This is a genomic window from Spirulina major PCC 6313, assembly GCF_001890765.1.
Lineage (GTDB): Bacteria > Cyanobacteriota > Cyanobacteriia > Cyanobacteriales > Spirulinaceae > Spirulina > Spirulina major.
The window spans coordinates 4,970,231-4,987,739 of record NZ_KV878783.1 but is presented as its reverse complement, the minus strand read 5'-3'; the positions used below and the strand labels follow the sequence as shown (position 1 = coordinate 4,987,739).

12 protein-coding genes and 4 pseudogenes are annotated in these 17,509 nt (G+C 44.8%); 5 read left to right on the top strand and 11 right to left on the bottom strand.

The annotated features are described in order from the left end of the window. Positions 1-251 (top strand): annotated as a pseudogene (locus tag SPI6313_RS24565) (winged helix-turn-helix domain-containing protein); the annotation flags it as partial. Here the strand turns inward: SPI6313_RS24565 and tnpC (SPI6313_RS22070) are convergent. Further along, positions 240-1,692: pseudogene (gene tnpC / locus SPI6313_RS22070) on the bottom strand (IS66 family transposase). The pseudogenes SPI6313_RS24565 and tnpC (SPI6313_RS22070) sit on opposite strands and share 12 nt — an antisense overlap. 370 nt (positions 1,693-2,062) lie before the next feature. Continuing rightward, on the bottom strand, positions 2,063-2,752 hold the full coding sequence (locus SPI6313_RS22065; protein WP_175551212.1) for a DsbA family protein: 690 nt from the start codon (positions 2,750-2,752) through the stop codon (positions 2,063-2,065). 330 nt (positions 2,753-3,082) lie between these two features. Here SPI6313_RS22065 and SPI6313_RS22585 point away from each other — a divergent pair. The 3 genes and pseudogenes from SPI6313_RS22585 (at position 3,083) to SPI6313_RS24185 (ending at position 5,576) form a co-directional block, all read left to right on the top strand. Continuing rightward, a pseudogene (locus tag SPI6313_RS22585) lies at positions 3,083-4,158 on the top strand (IS630 family transposase). 190 nt (positions 4,159-4,348) lie between these two features. Continuing rightward, positions 4,349-4,876 (top strand): hypothetical protein, encoded by a 528-nt coding sequence (locus tag SPI6313_RS24190; protein WP_072620930.1) that lies wholly within the window; start codon positions 4,349-4,351, stop codon positions 4,874-4,876. Further along, positions 4,845-5,576 carry a transposase gene (locus SPI6313_RS24185; protein WP_217650712.1) on the top strand — a complete coding sequence of 244 codons (732 nt, stop codon included), beginning with the start codon at positions 4,845-4,847 and terminating at the stop codon, positions 5,574-5,576. The genes SPI6313_RS24190 and SPI6313_RS24185 overlap by 32 nt, the downstream gene beginning before the upstream one ends. A 33-nt stretch (positions 5,577-5,609) precedes the next feature. Here SPI6313_RS24185 and SPI6313_RS22040 read toward each other — a convergent pair whose 3' ends face one another. Together SPI6313_RS22040 and SPI6313_RS22035 are read right to left on the bottom strand one after the other, a co-directional pair. After that, complete coding sequence (locus SPI6313_RS22040; protein WP_072623290.1) at positions 5,610-6,761, bottom strand: glycosyltransferase family 4 protein; 1,152 nt, start codon at positions 6,759-6,761, stop codon at positions 5,610-5,612. A gap of 98 nt (positions 6,762-6,859) precedes the next feature. After that, a complete protein-coding gene (locus SPI6313_RS22035) occupies positions 6,860-7,777 on the bottom strand; it encodes a hypothetical protein (protein WP_072622922.1) in 918 nt (305 codons plus the stop codon). A 401-nt stretch (positions 7,778-8,178) separates the two neighbouring features. Here SPI6313_RS22035 and SPI6313_RS24180 point away from each other — a divergent pair, with 401 nt between their 5' ends. Further along, the gene (locus tag SPI6313_RS24180; RefSeq protein ID WP_217650711.1) at positions 8,179-9,303 is read left to right on the top strand and encodes a transposase; all 1,125 of its coding nucleotides are present in this window, start codon (positions 8,179-8,181) and stop codon (positions 9,301-9,303) included. Between the two features lie 222 nt (positions 9,304-9,525). On the opposite strand, the gene SPI6313_RS22575 is transcribed toward SPI6313_RS24180, so the two are convergent. The 7 genes and pseudogenes from SPI6313_RS22575 to tnpC (SPI6313_RS21985) form a co-directional block, all read right to left on the bottom strand. Further along, a protein-coding gene (locus SPI6313_RS22575; protein WP_139276489.1) for an IS1 family transposase occupies positions 9,526-10,354 on the bottom strand; the annotation gives its coding sequence in 2 pieces (ribosomal slippage) (positions 9,526-10,002 and positions 10,004-10,354; 828 coding nt in all). A gap of 298 nt (positions 10,355-10,652) precedes the next feature. Further along, the gene (locus SPI6313_RS23795) at positions 10,653-10,958 is read right to left on the bottom strand and encodes a hypothetical protein (RefSeq protein WP_072622920.1); all 306 of its coding nucleotides are present in this window, start codon (positions 10,956-10,958) and stop codon (positions 10,653-10,655) included. Positions 10,959-11,000: 42 nt separating this feature from the next. Next, positions 11,001-12,476: a PfkB family carbohydrate kinase gene (locus SPI6313_RS22005; RefSeq protein ID WP_217650710.1), complete on the bottom strand. Its 1,476-nt coding sequence runs from the start codon at positions 12,474-12,476 to the stop codon at positions 11,001-11,003. Positions 12,477-12,550: 74 nt separating this feature from the next. Continuing rightward, positions 12,551-13,576 (bottom strand): Gfo/Idh/MocA family protein, encoded by a 1,026-nt coding sequence (locus SPI6313_RS22000; protein ID WP_072622918.1) that lies wholly within the window; start codon positions 13,574-13,576, stop codon positions 12,551-12,553. Further along, the gene (locus SPI6313_RS21995; protein ID WP_217650709.1) at positions 13,573-14,859 is read right to left on the bottom strand and encodes a class I SAM-dependent methyltransferase; all 1,287 of its coding nucleotides are present in this window, start codon (positions 14,857-14,859) and stop codon (positions 13,573-13,575) included. The genes SPI6313_RS22000 and SPI6313_RS21995 overlap by 4 nt, the downstream gene beginning before the upstream one ends. Positions 14,860-15,067: 208 nt before the next feature. After that, positions 15,068-15,955: an SDR family oxidoreductase gene (locus SPI6313_RS21990; protein WP_175551211.1), complete on the bottom strand. Its 888-nt coding sequence runs from the start codon at positions 15,953-15,955 to the stop codon at positions 15,068-15,070. 54 nt (positions 15,956-16,009) lie between these two features. Next, a pseudogene (gene tnpC / locus SPI6313_RS21985) lies at positions 16,010-17,462 on the bottom strand (IS66 family transposase). Positions 17,463-17,509: the final 47 nt, after the last annotated feature.

Genomic DNA, 17,509 nt, shown 5'->3' with positions numbered 1-17,509 from the left:
GAATGAAAGGGAATTTCCATAAAGCTACACCTGAGTATATAGGAATTATTGATAGAAATCAATCGATAAAGAACCGAAAGAATTTGGGTATGAATATGGAAGGTGAACAGCAGAGAGATTAGCAAAGCATTTAGAGCAAGAGACTGGAATTGAATTGAGTTCTAGTCAAGTCAGAAGGATTCTAAAAAAACAAATTTGTGTACATTTGGTCAAAATACAGCTTAGAAGATCGTAAGGATTCAGGTAGCAGGGATGAGGGAAGGCATGGAGACTTGCTCAGGAGAAGCCGTCGCCATCAAAGCTTGTTTCAAGAAACTCAACACCGAACGCCCTTGAGTCCGACAAGTCTGAATCACACTCAGTTAACCTTGCCGTCTGGGCAAAACCTACCATCGAACGCGAGCCACCACAAACCTTACGCTTGGTTACAGCCAACCGCAACGAGCGTTCCGCACGATTATTATCCGGGGGAATTTCTGGATGGGGACAGGAAATACCACCACTGATTTGCCTTATCGCGTAGAGAGCGCAATAACAAGCCCGCCTCATGCCCAGCCAGGGGGAGCCAATGCTCCACAGCCGCCTTCACCTCATAGATAAAGCCCGCCGCCCATTGATGATAGGCAGCCCCATCCTCGGTTTCACGCCACTGACGATGCTGCTCAAAGGCTGTGTCAATCAAATCCAGGAATGCCTTCGCCAACTCTGGATTTTTCCATGCCTGAGCTTGCAGACTTTCTTGAAGTGCCGCCTTAGATGAGCCAAGCACTTCTGCTGGGCTTTCACCTCATAACCGTTGTACACACTGAAGTCATCAGAGACGAGTACACCATCAAAGCTTCGACCTAATAGGGTCTCTAATTCCGCCCTTGAACGAGTATCAGCGGCGTGGAAGAGGCAAAAACCCACCCCGCACACTACCCACATCCACTCTTTCACTCCCTTGACTAGCCATGGTGTTTCATCCACTTGGGCGTAGTCTTGGTATTTCACCCAGTTTCCCAGTTCCTCTACTGTCGGCTTAACGCTTTGGGATGCCCTTTCGTTGGTCGCTTGTAATGTCCCTACTCCCACGGTGATATTCCCCAGTTCCTCTAGGAATTCCTGCTGCTTTTCATAGCTCATGTGAGCGTAGTTCCCCAACCACACCAACAGGGATTGCAGTCCGGCTCCTAAGCTTTGACCTCCCAGCACTGGCGGCGGTAACTCTCCCCATGTTTCCTGTCCACATCGGCTACAACAGCAGCACTGCTGCTCATACTCCACTACTTCTATGGCGGGTTGGATTAACTCGGCTACTTCATGGCGGCGCGTTTTTCGGGGGACTGGGCTCAACTCTTGGCTCCCACAGTACCCACACACTTGTGCTCGCACCATTTCGTAGCGGTCTATTCTGCCAAACCCTTTGCGAGTTTTTCCCTGATGACCGGGTTGCCCACCGGGTTTACGCTTTCCTTGGCTTGGTGGCTCTTTTTCTGGGGGTTGGTGTTCTGAGCGTTTGTGGATGTCGCTTGATGGGGGTTTCGATGAACTCTCGCTATCGCTGTTGGCGTTGTTCTTGAGCCGCTCTATTTCCCAGACTAGTTGCTGAATAATCTCTTGTTGCCGCAACACCAGTTCCACCAGCACCTCTGATGATGCTTGTCTCAGTTGCTCTCGTTCGACGGCTGGGGGAATCTCGATGGGCTTCATTGTGCTAACCTAGCTGTTTTTTCTGATTTGTCAACCCCCCCCCACCTGAATCCTTACCTTTAAACTTATATAGCCTGAAATCCTTGCCTAAACGCTAATATACATAAATCCAATCTTTTGATGATAATAATTTTTATTGCAAAAAAATCGAATCAAGCAGGACAACTTAATTCGATTATAGGTATATAGTAATCCTGCTTGATTCGTAAAATAACTATTGTTGTTAGGCAAGGCTTTCAGTCATCTTTCTGTTCAAAAATCATGTCAGATTGCTATAGCCCTCTTTTGTCAGATCGGGTTCAAATACCGATTCTTTTCTTGGCTGTGATAGCGCAAGTTCGTCAAAATCTCCCAGAGTGACAGAAGCGGGTTATAGCAGGTTTTCAAACTTCTCAATCGGAACAGCACCAGAAAACACTTGACCTTGAAACATAAAAAATGGTGTGCCATTAATCTTCATTTGAGTCGCCAGATTTGTGTCTTCTGAGATAATTTCCATAGCATTGGCGCGATCGCGCTCAAACTGTTCTAGATTCAAATGTAGTTGACGTGCTGTTTTCAGATAAAATTCCTCCCCGAGTTGGTCTTGATTTTGGAATAAAGCATCATGAAATTCCCAAAATTGACCCTGTTGTTGGGCGGCATAAGCTGCTTTTGCTGCCGGGATTGCTTGGGAGTGAATCGAAGCCAATGGCAGATGTTTATACACCAACGTCACTTGATCCGAATGCTGCGCCACAAACGTTTTAATCGTGTCATGGGCTTTGGCACAAAATGGACATTGAAAATCAGAAAATTCTAATAAGATCGCCCGATTTTCGAGATCACCTGTGCGCGGTGAAGAGCCAACAATTCCATCGGGTTGAGTAATCAAGTCTTGAGCAAAGGCTTCTTGGGTGGCTTGGATTTGCTCACGTTGTTGGCGTTTGTAGTTTTGGACAGATTCCATGATGGCTTCTGGATGCTGTTGAATCACCTCTAGCACCTGTCGCTCAAAGTTAGCATTGGCTTGAGCGGGTAAGGCGCAAGACCAAACCAGCAAGGCCAGAGCAGCAACCATAACAACGGAACACATTTGAATGAACTTATGGGAAAAATAGAACATTACTGGTATGGATGCCTAAAAAAATATTTTCAGATTCATTATCTATCATTTAGCTTAGTACGCAAAAAAAAGGTGCATCTCCAGGGTAAGCGCAAGAAAATTGTGTCCAAAGTGTGCATTGGCTTTCGAGCGACATGAATATAATGAGAAGTCCTATTTTATCGTTCTCGCCTATGTCAATAGAGCCAATGTATTGACATAAATATACTTACTAAGTAGGCCAGGGTAGAAAAAGAGAGGTAGATTGAGAGATGTAAAGAGTGAGTACAAAGAACAGGTGTACTTATGGGAGCAAGGATGAGAGTATTTCTAAGCCCAGAGGAAGAAAGAACCCTGTGGGAGCTAAGGAAAGCAACCACAGTAATACAGAGAGTCAAAGACCGTGCAGAAGCTCTGAGACTCAGCCATCAAGGATGGTACGTCGAAAAGATAGCCCAACACTTGCACTGGAATGTAGGGACAGTGAGGAAAACGTTCAAACGTTGGCAGGAAAAGGGCTTAGGCGGACTCTGGGATGCACCAGGAAGAGGAAAAAAGAGCACCTGGACAGAAGCCGACATGGTGTACCTAGAAACCTGTTTGCGTGAAGAAAAGCGAACCTATAACAGCGTACAGTTAGCCAAGAAACTCAAACGATACAGAGGCATTAGCTTGAGCCCAGACCATCTGCGTCAGGTGCTCAAAAAAAGGGGGTGATATGGAAGCGGACACGTCAGAGTCACCGAGAGCGCCAAGACCCAGCAACGCGGGCGATTAAGCAAGCAGACTTAGAGATGCTCGAACTCTCTGCGGCAGCAGGGGAGATTGACTTGCTCTACGGCGACGAATCCGGCAGTTGTTTATGGAGTGCCGCCAGTTACAGCTATTACTTCCGAGGTGAGCAAAAACGACAGGAGCAGACTCGCAAGCGAGGCAAGAGGCTCAGCATCATCGGTTTGTGGCAGCCATTGGTCACCTTCATCTACTCTCTGGTTTTAGGCAGCTTTAAGAGCGATGACTTCATCGCCTTGATGAACCAGCAAGCCCAGAGTGCCGCTGACATCCTCTCGAAAACCGGACGGATAAGGGTCATTGTGCTGGACAACGGCTCCATTCATACCAGCAAGCTTGTTCAAGCCCAGATTGCTACTTGGCAAGCTCAGGGGCTTTATCTTTTCTTCCTGCCCCCCTACTGTTCAGAGATGAATCCTATTGAGTTGGAGTGGCAGCATCTCAAGCGAGATGAGTTGGTTGGTCAGATGTTTGAGTCAGAGAAGGAGTTGGCTTGTGAGGTCATTTTTGGACTTGATGCTCGGGCACAACAAAACGCTCACTCCACTGAATATGTCAATCTGCGACAACCTCAATATTCTGTTACATAGTTCACTCTTTCTTGCCTGAGCTACTTATTCTCAATAAGGTGGTTCTTATTGATTTTTGCGTTCACCCTGCTTCCTTTCCTCTATATACTTGATAATCTCTTCTCGCTTCTTCTCGACCTGATTGACTGACAAAAGAAGTGGTAGGGATAGCTAAAGAGGTTGCCCTGACTGAAATACAGAGAATTAAGAAATGGGAGTCAGTCCTCTAGAATTGAGTTACCACAACAAAACTCTGGAGAACTGTGAAAAAAACTCCCAAATTTACAATGCCCTGAAAACCTGGTTGGGTCAAGACATCCCCTGGGCGCATCTGAGCCACCTGACTACCTGCATCTGGATGGTCATCGCCGTCATCCAAACCGGAGCAGTCAACCTCACGAAATGGCTGCCGTATCTGCCCTGTCGAGGATTGTTTGCCCAAAGTAAACAGCGGCGAGTCCGACGCTGGCTGGGCAATAGCCGCATCAATATTCATCGACTCTACAAACCCATCATCAAAGCCGCCTTAGCCGATTGGCAGGATGAGGTGATGTACCTGAGCTTAGACACCTCACTATTTTGGGATGAGTATTGTCTGATTCGGGTGGCTGTGGTGCATCGCGGTCGTGCTTTACCCCTAGGCTGGCGTGTGTTGGCTCATCCCAGTGCCTCGGTTGCCGCCAACACCTACCGAGAACTGCTCCAAGATGTCGCTCGACTCCTACCGCAAGGGGTGTAAGGTGGTGCTGCTGGCTGACCGGGGCTTTGTGCAGACGGAGACTATGACGCTGGTGCGCACCTTCGGCTGGCATTATCGCATCCGCATCAAAAGCAATACCTGGGTTTGGCACTCTGCCAAGGGCTGGAGCCAACCAAAAGCGTTTCATCTCAAACCCGGTGAAGCCCTCTGCTGGCACAACGTCAAACTTCACAAAGGTGAATGGTATGGTCCGGTTCATGTCATTNTCGGTCGCAACAATGTCAATGGCGAGTTTTGGGCGGTTGTCAGTGATGAACCGACCCACCTCCAGACTTTTGCTGAGTATGGTCTCCGGTTTGATATCGAGGAGGCGTTTCTCGATGACCAGTCTGGGGGTTGGCACCTCCAATCTTCCCAACTTCGCTCAGTTTGTGTTCTTTCCCGTCTCTGCTTCATTCTGGCTCTGGCGACTCTCTATGTCTCAGCTCAGGGTCTTGAGGTTGTCCAATCGGGCAAGCGTCGCTGGGTTGACCCCCATTGGTTTCGCGGCAATAGCTATTTTCGTATCGGTCTTGAGTGGATTCGTACTGCTCTCCTTGAGGGCTGGCGCTTGATTCGGCTTGTTGCTTTCTTTTCTAATTCTGACCCTGAACCGGCTATGGCTTCTCGTCCTCAGCATCGGCAACGCTCTTATCGCCTTGAATTCCAGTTTTGCTCTTTTTCTTACTCCCCTGACTGAATCTTTTGTCCGTCAATCAGCTATTTTACTTTTTTACCCTTGCATATTAGTTATTTGATGATACAGTTTTTCGTACTGAGAAACTATCACATCAATAGCTAAGTTATTGACTATTTTTTGCCTAGCTTTTTGACCTAGATTTCTTCTGCCATCTTTCAGGTTAATTAATTCTCTCCATGCGTCAGCTAAAGCTTCTGGATTAGAAGGTGGAACAACTTTCCCTGTTTCTCCAACTAGCCAGGCTGAATCACCGATATCGGTTACGACGCAAGGAACAGCACAGGACATTGCTTCTCCAATTACATTTGGACAGGCTTCTCCGTAAGCAGAAGAGAGTGTTGCAATGTCTAATGCTGCTGTCAAACGAGGAATATCTTGACGTTCTCCTAGAAGATAAACATTTTTTACTAGCTCAAGCTCTCGGATTATATTTATTAGAACTAAATTGTTATTGTCAATATTTGTTCCACATAATAAAAAAGCAATATTCGTGTCAGTTTTTTCTTGAAGTAATAAATGAGCAGATTTTAAGAAAGTTACATGATCTTTTTGAGGATGAAAACGGGCTATTAGCCCTATAATTAGACAGTCGTGATTTAGTCCAAGTTCATGCCTAACTTCTTTATATGATTGCAGAGAAGGCTGAAAACTATTTACATTAAATCCATTCGGTATTACAATACTTTTTTGATTATCAAAACCAAATTCATGGTGTTGCGCTTTAGCAATTTCAGAGACGTAAATCGTGCTGTTAACATGAAAATCCAGTATTCTACCCAGTTGAATAACTAAAGCAGTCGTGATTTTCTCATATTTTAAAGAGTATAAAGAACTTTGCACATTCCATACAACAGGCACTTTTGGATACCTTAAAAGCTTTATAAATAGTGCTATCAAATTACCATGATACATCCAACCTTGGATAACATCAGGATTGATTTTCTTAATTGTTTGCCATAATTCATAAACCATCACAATAGAAAATGTATTAGATTTTAATCCTAAACAATAAATTGGTATATTTAGGGCTGCAATGCGATCACCCAATTCCCCTCTATCTATTAAAGAGATTACTACAGATTCAAATTGCTCTTTATCTTGATGAGATAAAAGCTTATATAGCATCATTTCTGCGCCACCTACATTTAAACCTGTTATAACATGGACGATTTTTAGAGAACTCATGCTGACAATAAACTCAAAGTTACGTTGAAAATGTACGGAAAAATTCATTGATTAGAAATTATGACATTAGACATTAATGGCTCGATGGAAGGATTTACTCACTTTTCACTCGCTAACCAATCAGGATTTTTCTTTAAGAGAAGATCAAAAGACTTTTTGAGTGATGCGAATGTTTCAGATTCCCACTCCCAGACTCCTCTATTTTCACAGAAAGGCTGAGCATCATATTTTAGACCTCTCGCTTCATGCGCTTCTTTTGACCAATACTTATTAACAATGCCCGACATGATATATGAACATGATTGATTAAGAGCACAAAGAACATGGCAACCATTAGAGTTAAAAATATTAGTCATAGCCAACTCATAAATTGCTTGGCGTTGGTATAAGTTAAATGCACCAGCAAAGAAGATGGGATAGCTGCATATTTGCTCAAGGTAGGATATATCTTCAGCATCTGGAATAAAAACGCTGGAAATTCCTAAGGTTTTTAAATGTTGACTAAATTCAATGTATGCTGGAATGTTAGAATTCCTTTCTTTTTGATATTGATAGTGACGGATAGTGAAGGTTACAAATGGACGATTTACTGCCTGACTTGAAAGCCAAAAATTGACTTTCTCTAAATCAAGAGTAGATGCTTTGAAACCAGAGAAATTTGTTTTTTTGCGCTCATAATCATAGACTTTATTATAGTCCATGGTTAGCAAAAACAACCCGCCATAATTTTCTGGATATATATTATGACGTTTTTGGCTGATTTCAATAATCAGATTTGGATCGTTGATCAGGCTAGTTGATGCGCAAGCCTGATATAACAATCCTAACGGCACTAAGATATTAGAGATTCGCTGCCTTTTTTGATAATCACCGATAACCTTGAGGTAGTCTAGTTTTTCTTCCCATGGTTGAGGTTCATCAATGATTGAGACAATGATAACGTGAAACTGATTATATCCTTTTTCTTTGAAAAAGCAGTCTGCTTCATACAAAAAGCATGCAAAGTCATAGCTCACAGGTGAACAACGAAGATCATACACTGCTAAAGGTGTACTTGAACAGTGCTTTTTACTTGTGAATCTCAATATTTTATGTATTTTGTTTGCGTGAGATCTAATATTTTTTTTGGTGGAACGTAACGCATTATATACTTTTGTATAACGCAAAGCATCATGTATTTGGGTTATACGAGATCGTAAAGAATTTGACATATTCAGCGTATTATTTGAGAGAATGAGCTGGTTGACTGACAAAAGTTGAGAGGTAGAAGTCGAAGTCTTGACTGAGAGGGTTTTTCAGGGGTCGAGGTCATAACAGGGGAGCCAGCGTTCTAAGCTTAGATACCACTCAAAACAACGAACGCTGTGAAAAAAACTCCCCCCTCTACGATGCCTTAGCCCCTTGGCTGAGTCAATCGGTGTCCTGGGCACATCGGGCGCATCTGACCACCTGTGTGTGGATGGTAGCCGCCTTGATTCAGCGCGGTGAAGTCAACCTAACCCGCTGGCTACCCTACCTGCCTTGTCGTGGGCACCAAGCTCAAAGCAAGCAACGTCGGGTCAGCCGCTGGCTACACAACAGTCGCATCAATGTCCATCGGCTGTACAAACCGCTGATTCAAGCAGCGCTTGCCACTTGGAATGAGGACTGTTTGTATCTGAGCTTAGACACCTCAATGTACTGGGACAACTATTGCCTGGTGCGTTTGGCTGTGGTGCATCGAGGCCGAGCCTTAACCGTGGTGTGGCGAGTATTGGAACACAAAAGTGCCTCCATCGCTTTCAGCGACTATCGAGAGCTGCTCTACCAAGGCGCGAACCGATTGCCCCAAGGGGTGAAGGTGGTGTTGCTGGCCGACCGAGGCTTTGTCCACCTCAAGGCGATGCAGATGCTCAGTCAAGAGTTGGGCTGGCACTATCGCATTCGTCTCAAGCGCAACACCTGGCTCTGGCGGGCTGGTAAAGGCTGGCAGCAATTGAAAGACTTCCATCTCCAACGGGGGGAAGCCCTTTGTCTACACACCGTCAAACTCCACAAGCAGGAGTGGTACGGACCGGTTCATGTTGCCCTTGGCTACAACAACATCAATGGTGAGTTTTGGGCAATCGTCAGTGATGAACCCACTAACCTACAGACGTTCCGCGAATATGGCTTGCGCTTTGATATCGAGGAAGCGTTTCTCGATGACCAATCTAGCGGTTGGAATCTCCAGAAATCAGAACTGCGCTCCGTCTGCGCTCTGTCTCGCCTCTGGTTCCTCCTCGCGGTCGCGACGCTCTATGTCACGGCTCAAGGGGTCGTGGTGGTGGAGTCCGGAGACCGTCGCCGGGTAGACCCCCACTGGTTTCGTGGCAACAGCTATTTCCGCATCGGTTGGGACTGGATCAAAACCGCTTTGGAGCAAGGTTGGCAGCTCATTAGGACGGTCTGTTTTTCCCAGGCTCGTGACCCTGAACCCGCTATGGCTTCTCGAAAACAACACGACCGTCGCACCTATCAAATCGAGTTCAACATACGCACATACCAGTATGACCCTGACTAAGTTTTGTCAGTCAACCAGGTTGGTTGGTCAGATGTTTGAGTCAGAGAAGGAGTTGGCTTGTGAGGTCATTTTTGGACTTGATGCTCGGGCACAACAAAACGCTCACTCCACTGAATATGTCAATCTGCGACAACCTCAATATTCTGTTACATAGTTCACTCTTTCTTGCCTGAGCTACTTAGAACAAGGTTTCTGTTGGAAATGGAAATTGCGGGTAGTGCATTAGATTATTGTGGGGAAGGAGAGGATATCCTGCCAACTCCAGCGATGGTCAGTCAATCCTGCTCGTTGTGCCGCCGTGCTCTTGTAGCGACTGTGCTGCCAGATCCAGTTGAAATAACTCACCACTAAACGCACCGTCACCTTTGTCTGCTGCCACAGTTTGCCAAACTTGTTCTGTCGTCGATGCCACCTACCCGTCTGCTGCCTGATAATTCCATTGGTACGCTCCAACCGTTGCGTTTGGTCTTTGCCAATGTAGTGCTCAATTTCCAGCGGCAGTACCCGCTCATATCCTCCCCAGTTGTCACTATTCCATTGCTGGCAATGGGTCTTTCCCTCCGTGCTCACCACCAGTTCTTCAATCAGTTCATCGGTGTGTTTCCCCACTCGTGCTGTCAAGATTAACCCGCTCGAATCTGCCAAACTCATCGCAATCCAGCAATCGCCTACTTCAACTTCTTCGGGCAAGCATTGTTTGTTTTTTTTTCACGAATGACCACATCTCATCAGCACTCACGTCCTCCGTTTCCACGCCCTGCACTTGGTCGTTATGAACCAGCAAAGCTTTAGCACTGGCGGCACGAATAATACTGACCACGGTGTTATAGGCTAATCCGCTGATGCGGCTGACTCCTCGCAAGCTAGTGCCTTCACTGTGGGCTTGAAGTACTTGCTCAATCTGCTCCGGAGTAACATGGCGATAGTAGTAGAGGGTGTCAAAACTCTCGGCAAAGGTTTGCTGGCAGTGAGGGCAGAAGTAGCGTTGATGACCATTGGGCATTTTGCCGTGTTTGTGGGTTTTGGGATGACCGCAGAGCCGACATTCCATAGTTTTAGTGCAGTGGTAACGATTCCTCTACTTTACCAAACCCACATCATTTTGACGCACTACCAAATTGCGTTTATATTAGTAATAAAGAAGTCAGCATATTTAAAGAATCCGAGTATGCTGAGATTAAACGTAATTCCCACAATCATGAAGATTTTACGTAAGTATTCAGGTCATGAGAATTTGGCTGTAAGCATTTCTCAGTATGGGTTTCAGCTATTTCGGGCTATTTTGTTATTCTCAATAAACAAGGCTGTAACCCCTAGTCTTGCGTACTTATTGAGAATGAACTGTTAGTTTAGAACTCACCTCGATTTTGAAAGCCTTGCTGTGACTGCGTTTCAAGTACCTGAATCCTTACGATTTTACGAAGCCGCTGAGGTTTACCTTCTGCTAGTAAAAGCTTTGCAAATGCGAGGTTGATGGCGATCGATGTAAGTATAAGTGCCAAAAATTCCCATTTCCACCACCCATAGAAGAAAAGTGAGCATAGTGTCAGCCAGCCAAGCGTCAGACTTTTATTCTCAACCTGGCGTGAAATCAGAAATCCGATAACGGTGACCGGAAGAAATCCAAAAATAAAAATATAGGAGTTGAAGAGCATCAGATAGTTTGTATTTAGTCAAAGAGTACGGATGCTTTGAGCTTAATTGACAATAGATCCTAACTCTAGGAATAACTCTTGTCTCTGTACAGGAGAATTTCCAACCCGCCCTACTTGAATCGCTGCGGCTAAGGAGCCGAGACAGGCTGACTCCCAGATGGTGCCACCCGCAACTAGGGTTAGGGCACTTGCGATCAACAAGGAGTCGCCTGCTCCGGCTACATCCTTTGGCGAGCTGTTGAGGGCTGGAACTCGATCTGTTAACCAGTTTCCTGCATCGCTGCTATGGTTACTATCGGCATCGGCATGAATAAGCAACCCTTCACTGCCGAGCTTCAGCAAAATATTGCGGGCGTAAGCTTGTTGCCGTAACTGCTCTGCTAGTACTACTAAACCATCTTCATGGTTACGGGTGCTGAGACGGGCTTCTCTCTCAGTAGGAGTGATTAAATCCATGCTTTGAAAGCGGCTGATATCTCCCACTTGGGATGAGGATTGACTGTCGGCTGCTATCATTACCCCAAGTTTTTGGGCATGATGAATGATTTGATCTACAAGAGGTTGGGGCAGACAACCGTAGTTGAAGTCGGAGAATACTAATACGTCGGTTTTATTAAGGGCCGCAACGACTCGGTCCAGAACTTTAGATTGCAGTTGAGTACTGATGGAGCCTTGGTGCAAATGGCTCACTCGCAGTAATGTTTTGCCCTTACTACGAAATCTCTGCTTAAGAGTTGTGGGACGACTGTCATCGCTGATGAGATGAGCCTTCACACCGTAAGATGTTAGTTCTTCTTGGGCAAAACTCTGGATACTATCGACTCCAGTGACTGAAACAAACTGTGCCTGGGCTCCCAAGCCAGCGGCATGAGCTGCTACGATACCAGCTCCACCTACGAAGCGGGTGGAGTCAATGGGGGTGACTACAATAGTCGGGTCTTCCTGAGACATGCCCAGGGGCTGGCAAGTGATGTATTCATCAATAATTAAGTCTCCAACTACACAGACTCTTACATTAGAAAATTTTTCCACCCGTCGTACCATATCTGCTTGGGTGAGTCCATGACGAGCCATGAATTCTTGGGGTAAATGAATAGTTTGCAGATTAGTCTGAGTGAATTCGTTGCGGATGAGATCCAGGGAAGAGAACGTTGCTTCGCCAGACCCGAACAGGAGTCGCCCGCCATAGGTCTGAAGAACGGTTGATTCAGGGTTAAATTGAGTTTCATGTTCTTTCCCTTTTACCACGATCGCGGGTTGCAACCGTTGCAGTACTTTGGTGATGGGTTCATCAATGATAAAGGCTTCATCAACCCAACTGTTGGCTTTGACCATTTCGAGGCGGTATTGCTCAGGCACATGAGCGGCATTAGCTGCGATGCGATCACTGTGTACGGCCACCACTAGGCGATCACCGCATTCCTTAGCAAACCTCAAGAGTCGCAGGTGCCCTGGATGCAGCACATTAAAATTACCAGAGACAAAAACAGTGCGGGGAGAAATCTTAGATTTTATCAATTTTTGTATTTCAATCTAAAGAAAAGTTTAATTATCACCGATTAGTCTAGACTAGATTGCCACCTTTATCAGGACTAAGAAAATATACTTTCAACAAGCCTGACTTGCTCTACTGCATCAGCAAGATTTGCTTCCGAATCAGGCCAATTCTGGCACAGATTGATAAAATTTTCGGCTTGATTCCTAAACGCCCAACTCCACTTTGGACGAACTATTTCTACCATATCATCAGTATCACCTCTACGAATCTGTAGAGTGCTTGGCACATTTTTAAGAAATGCCGGGCTAAGAGATAAATCTACTATTTGATCTCCAAAAACAAAACTAATACCCTCCATCCATTGGTTCAGTGAAGATTTTGCTGTACTTAGCTCAATAGCTACACCATCTGCGGTAGATAAAAGTACAATACCCTGCCCTTGTGAATCTAGGAGCGTTTTGACGACTGATAACTTTGTATTTAGAAGAATGCTGATTAAGTCAAGAATATGACTAAACACATTCAAGTACGATTCATAGACAGCAGAAGTTTTCTTATCTAACCAGCTAGGTCGCGATTCAAAATTACTGATTGTATTTTGGAGCATCTGTGTGGATTTAAAGTCTCCAAAGGGACTACAGTAAGAATCTCCCATATAGCAATATGCCCGAACCAATACTGGCGACTGTTCAGAGTCTTTAAGCACCTTCAGGTGTTGTGCAGCTTTTAAAACAGCAGAGTCATATCGCCTCATATATCCTACCTGAACGGGTAAATTAAGCTTGCTAGAAACTTCTAGTAGACTCAACCCTGTAGAATAGTTTAACGAAACTGGCTTTTCTGTGAAAACCATCTTACCAGCTTGCAAAGCATCAAAACACAAAGCACTGGTTAGGGGTCTAGGTACTGTGATGACAACAGCATCAATTTCGGGATCTTCAAGTAACTCTCGATGTGAATAATAAACTTTTGGTACCTCGTAACGCCGCCCGATTTTATCAGCAAGATCGGATTGTAAATCTGAAACAGCTACAATTGTACATCTGGCTACACTGTCAAATGAAGGTAAGTGGCATTGTTGAGCAACAAAACCCGTGCCTATAAAACCCAGTTTAATCATTGTTTTACCTGGTCAAACATCTTGAGCCAACTATCCAAGTTTTCAATTGTTACTTCAGCTACATTAGGCCACAAGCTAATAAACCGACCACCTAATTCCAAATAAGAAACATTATTTTGGATAATTTTTTTCGTGTGAATCCATGCCAAGACAATGACAACATCCGGCTTAGCCGTGTAAAGTTTTTGCGTAGGATGCACTGCAATAGATTCAAATACCCCGAACTTACCGCATTTGGAAGGATGATCATCCAAGACGTACTCAAGACAATTTTCTAGACCAAATTGGATAGCTAGAGTTGGCCCTGAGCGTGCAGCTCCGTACCCAACAACTTTAAAACCATTCGCTGTCCACATTTCTCTGTACTCTTGAATGCGAGTGACTTGTTCATAAATATGGGTAGAAAATTCTTCACCCCAATGACCATCAGTTAAGCCCATATACTTTTCATGATCTAACAGTTTTTTGATTTCGCTGTTAGTGGGATAGTCAGAGTACTGATGAGCACAAAAAAAGATTATTGATCCCATTTGAATGGGATTTCTTGTGAAGTTTATTAACTTCATATCGTAGGCTTCCAAGAAATTTTTGGCGGACGTAACTGAGTAGTGAATCATGTGTTCATGAAACACTGTTCCTAACAATTTTTTGTTGACGATATCACCTAAGTATTGAACCTCAAAACAAAAAATTCCGTTAGGCTTCAGCATTTGCTTTACGCCTCTGATCATCCCAGGCATATCAGGAGAATGAGCAAATACATTGAAAGCTGTTATAATATCCGCTGTTTGATATTCAGTGGGAAAGGACGCGATAACTGCATCTGAAAATAGTCCAATAAATGTCGGAATTCCTGACTCTTGAGCAACACCAGCCACTATATCAGATGGATCAATTCCATAGACGGAACAGCCCTCTGCTTCAAAACACTTAAGTAGAGAACCATCATTGCTTCCAATATCAAAAGCTTGGCATAAGGAAGGAAACCCGTAAGTTTCCTTATAAAAACTTACGAAGTCTTGGAAATGTTTTATGATTCCCCGTGTTTGTCCTGAGAAATAGGTATATCCATTCCATAAAAAATCACTTGCAATATCATCTTGGGTCTGTACAGCGCCACAATGATCGCAATGATAAATATCAATGGGGAAACGCATTTCTTGAGATGTAGGCGGAGTTTGAGAATAGTGCTCACCAACTGGAACAGGCTGCAAAGGTAGAACCTTTATAGGGTTTGGTGATTCACAGAGACGACAAGATAACCTACGAGAATGGATGTTCATGGCAATAAAAAGAGTAATGGCTTTAGCGATCACTTTCTAGTCACTCTAATTTTGTCAAGATACTTTCAGATGTAATGACAACATCTAACAACAAGTTCAGAGATTTACATCTCTTTTTTAGAGTAAGAGAAGTGGTCTGTTAATGTATTGCTCGTTACTTGTTAAGGGATCTTTGTATCCCTAACAATGCACTGGGAATACATTATTCTTATTCAAGGTTATCATACCAAGCTCTAGCAACTTGGAGTATACTCTGTTGTGTTGATATGAATTCAGGCTTGATCTGCGCCACTATACCAGATGGAGACATGCGCGTATCAAGAGGGCGTGATCGCATTCTTGGCAGATCATGTAGTGAAATAGAATGAACTAAATTCTTATCTGCATTCATTGCATCCGCCATAAGCATGGCAATTTCGTAGCGGGAAATACCATGAGGGTTACATAAGTTTAAGATTTTATTACCACAACTAGTTATTTGTAGCTCATGAATCACATCAATTATGTCATCAATATGTGTGGGGCAGAATAGCTGATCACTTGCCATACGCATTACTGAGCTAGACGTAAAATTTTTGGCTACTTCATCTAGCAATGTTCCATCTTTTTTTTGAGTGCCATATACTTTGCTAAGACGTAGAATGAGATAATTACTGACTAAACTAGGTAACTCTTGTTCTACAGTCAACTTTTGAAGTCCATATTGGGTTGTTGGTTTGGGAATATCACTATCTTTATATGGTGCAGCAGTTCCTTCAAATACATAATCTGTTGACAAAAAAATTATTGGTAACCCTAGATCTTCAGCCTGACGGGCAAGATCGAGCGTCCCTTTAACATTAACATCATAAGCTAATTGCTGATTATTTTCACAAAAAGAAATGTTGGGTTTTGCTGATGCAATCAAAACAGCTTTATGACCGGTTTTGATAAGGTTTAACGCATGAAGATCAGGACATCGGATATCAAAATGATGCAGAGTAGGTATTTTTTGAGAGAAAGTGGTTCCTATACAATCAGGAAATTCATTTCTGTAGGATTGTAATAAACGCCACCCAATGTATCCACTGGCTCCAATAATTGCAGTTTTTATCATAGTCATTTAATTACTGACTGTAGGGCACCTCGAACAAAAGATTTTCGTAAGGATTCAGGTAGCAGGGATGAGGGAAGGCATGGAGACTTGCTCAGGAGAAGCCGTCGCCATCAAAGCTTGTTTCAAGAAACTCAACACCGAACGCCCTTGAGTCCGACAAGTCTGAATCACACTCAGTAACCTTGCCGTCTGGGCAAAACCTGCCATCGAACGCGAGCCACCACAAACCTTACGCTTGGTTACAGCCAACCGCAACGAGCGTTCCGCACGATTATTATCCGGGGGAATTTCTGGATGGGACAGGAAATACCACCACTGATTTGCCTTATCGCGTAGAGAGCGCAATAACAAGCCTGCCTCATGCCCAGCCAGGGAGAGCCAATGCTCCACAGCCGCCTTCACCTCATAGATAAAGCCCGCCGCCCATTGATGATAGGCAGCCCCATCCTCGGTTTCACGCCACTGACGATGCTGCTCAAAGGCTGTGTCAATCAAATCCAGGAATGCCTTCGCCAACTCTGGATTTTTTCCATGCCTGAGCTTGCAGACTTTCTTGAAGTGCCGCCTTAGATGAGCCAAGCACTTCTGCTGGGCTTTCACCTCATAACCGTTGTACACACTGAAGTCATCAGAGACGAGTACACCATCAAAGCTTCGACCTAATAGGGTCTCTAATTCCGCCCTTGAACGAGTATCAGCGGCGTGGAAGAGGCAAAAACCCACCCCACACACTACCCACATCCACTCTTTCACTCCCTTGACTAGCCATGGTGTTTCATCCACTTGGGCGTAGTCTTGGTGTTTCACCCAGTTTCCCAGTTCCTCTACTGTCGGCTTAACGCTTTGGGATGCCCTTTCATTGGTCGCTTGTAATGTCCCTACTCCCACGGTGATATTCCCCAGTTCCTCTAGGAATTCCTGCCGCTTTTCATAGCTCATGTGAGCGTAGTTCCCCAACCACACCAACAGGGGATTGCAGTCCGGCTCCTAAGCTTTGACCTCCCAGCACTGGCGGCGGTAACTCTCCCCATGTTTCCTGTCCGCATCGGCTACAACAGCAGCACTGCTGCTCATACTCCACTACTTCTATGGCGGGTTGGATTAACTCGGCTACTTCATGGCGGCGCGTTTTTCGGGGGACTAGGCTCAACTCTTGGCTCCCACAGTACCCACACACTTGTGCTCGCACCATTTCGTAGCGGTCTATTCTGCCAAACCCTTTGCGAGTTTTTCCCTGATGACCGGGTTGCCCACCGGGTTTACGCTTTCCTTGGCTTGGTGGCTCTTTTTCTGGGGGTTGGTGTTCTGAGCGTTTGTGGATGTCGCTTGATGGGGGTTTCGATGAACTCTCGCTATCGCTGTTGGCGTTGTTCTTGAGCCGCTCTATTTCCCAGACTAGTTGCTGAATAATCTCTTGTTGCCGCAACACCAGTTCCACCAGCACCTCTGATGATGCTTGTCTCAGTTGCTCTCGTTCGACGGCTGGGGGAATCTCGATGGGCTTCATTGTGCTAACCTAGCTGTTTTTTCTGATTTGTCAACCCCCCCACCTGA

Excerpts from the sequence above, each read along its gene's own strand:
- SPI6313_RS22065 (WP_175551212.1), bottom strand. The coding sequence starts at position 2,752 with ATGGTTGCTGCTCTGGCCTTGCTGGTTTGGTCTTGCGCCTTACCCGCT.
- SPI6313_RS24190 (WP_072620930.1), top strand. The coding sequence starts at position 4,349 with ATGGGAGTCAGTCCTCTAGAATTGAGTTACCACAACAAAACTCTGGAG.
- SPI6313_RS22040 (WP_072623290.1), bottom strand. The coding sequence starts at position 6,761 with ATGAGTTCTCTAAAAATCGTCCATGTTATAACAGGTTTAAATGTAGGT.
- SPI6313_RS23795 (WP_072622920.1), bottom strand. The coding sequence starts at position 10,958 with ATGCTCTTCAACTCCTATATTTTTATTTTTGGATTTCTTCCGGTCACC.
- SPI6313_RS22000 (WP_072622918.1), bottom strand. The coding sequence starts at position 13,576 with ATGATTAAACTGGGTTTTATAGGCACGGGTTTTGTTGCTCAACAATGC.
- SPI6313_RS21995 (WP_217650709.1), bottom strand. The coding sequence starts at position 14,859 with ATGAACATCCATTCTCGTAGGTTATCTTGTCGTCTCTGTGAATCACCA.
- SPI6313_RS21990 (WP_175551211.1), bottom strand. The coding sequence starts at position 15,955 with ATGATAAAAACTGCAATTATTGGAGCCAGTGGATACATTGGGTGGCGT.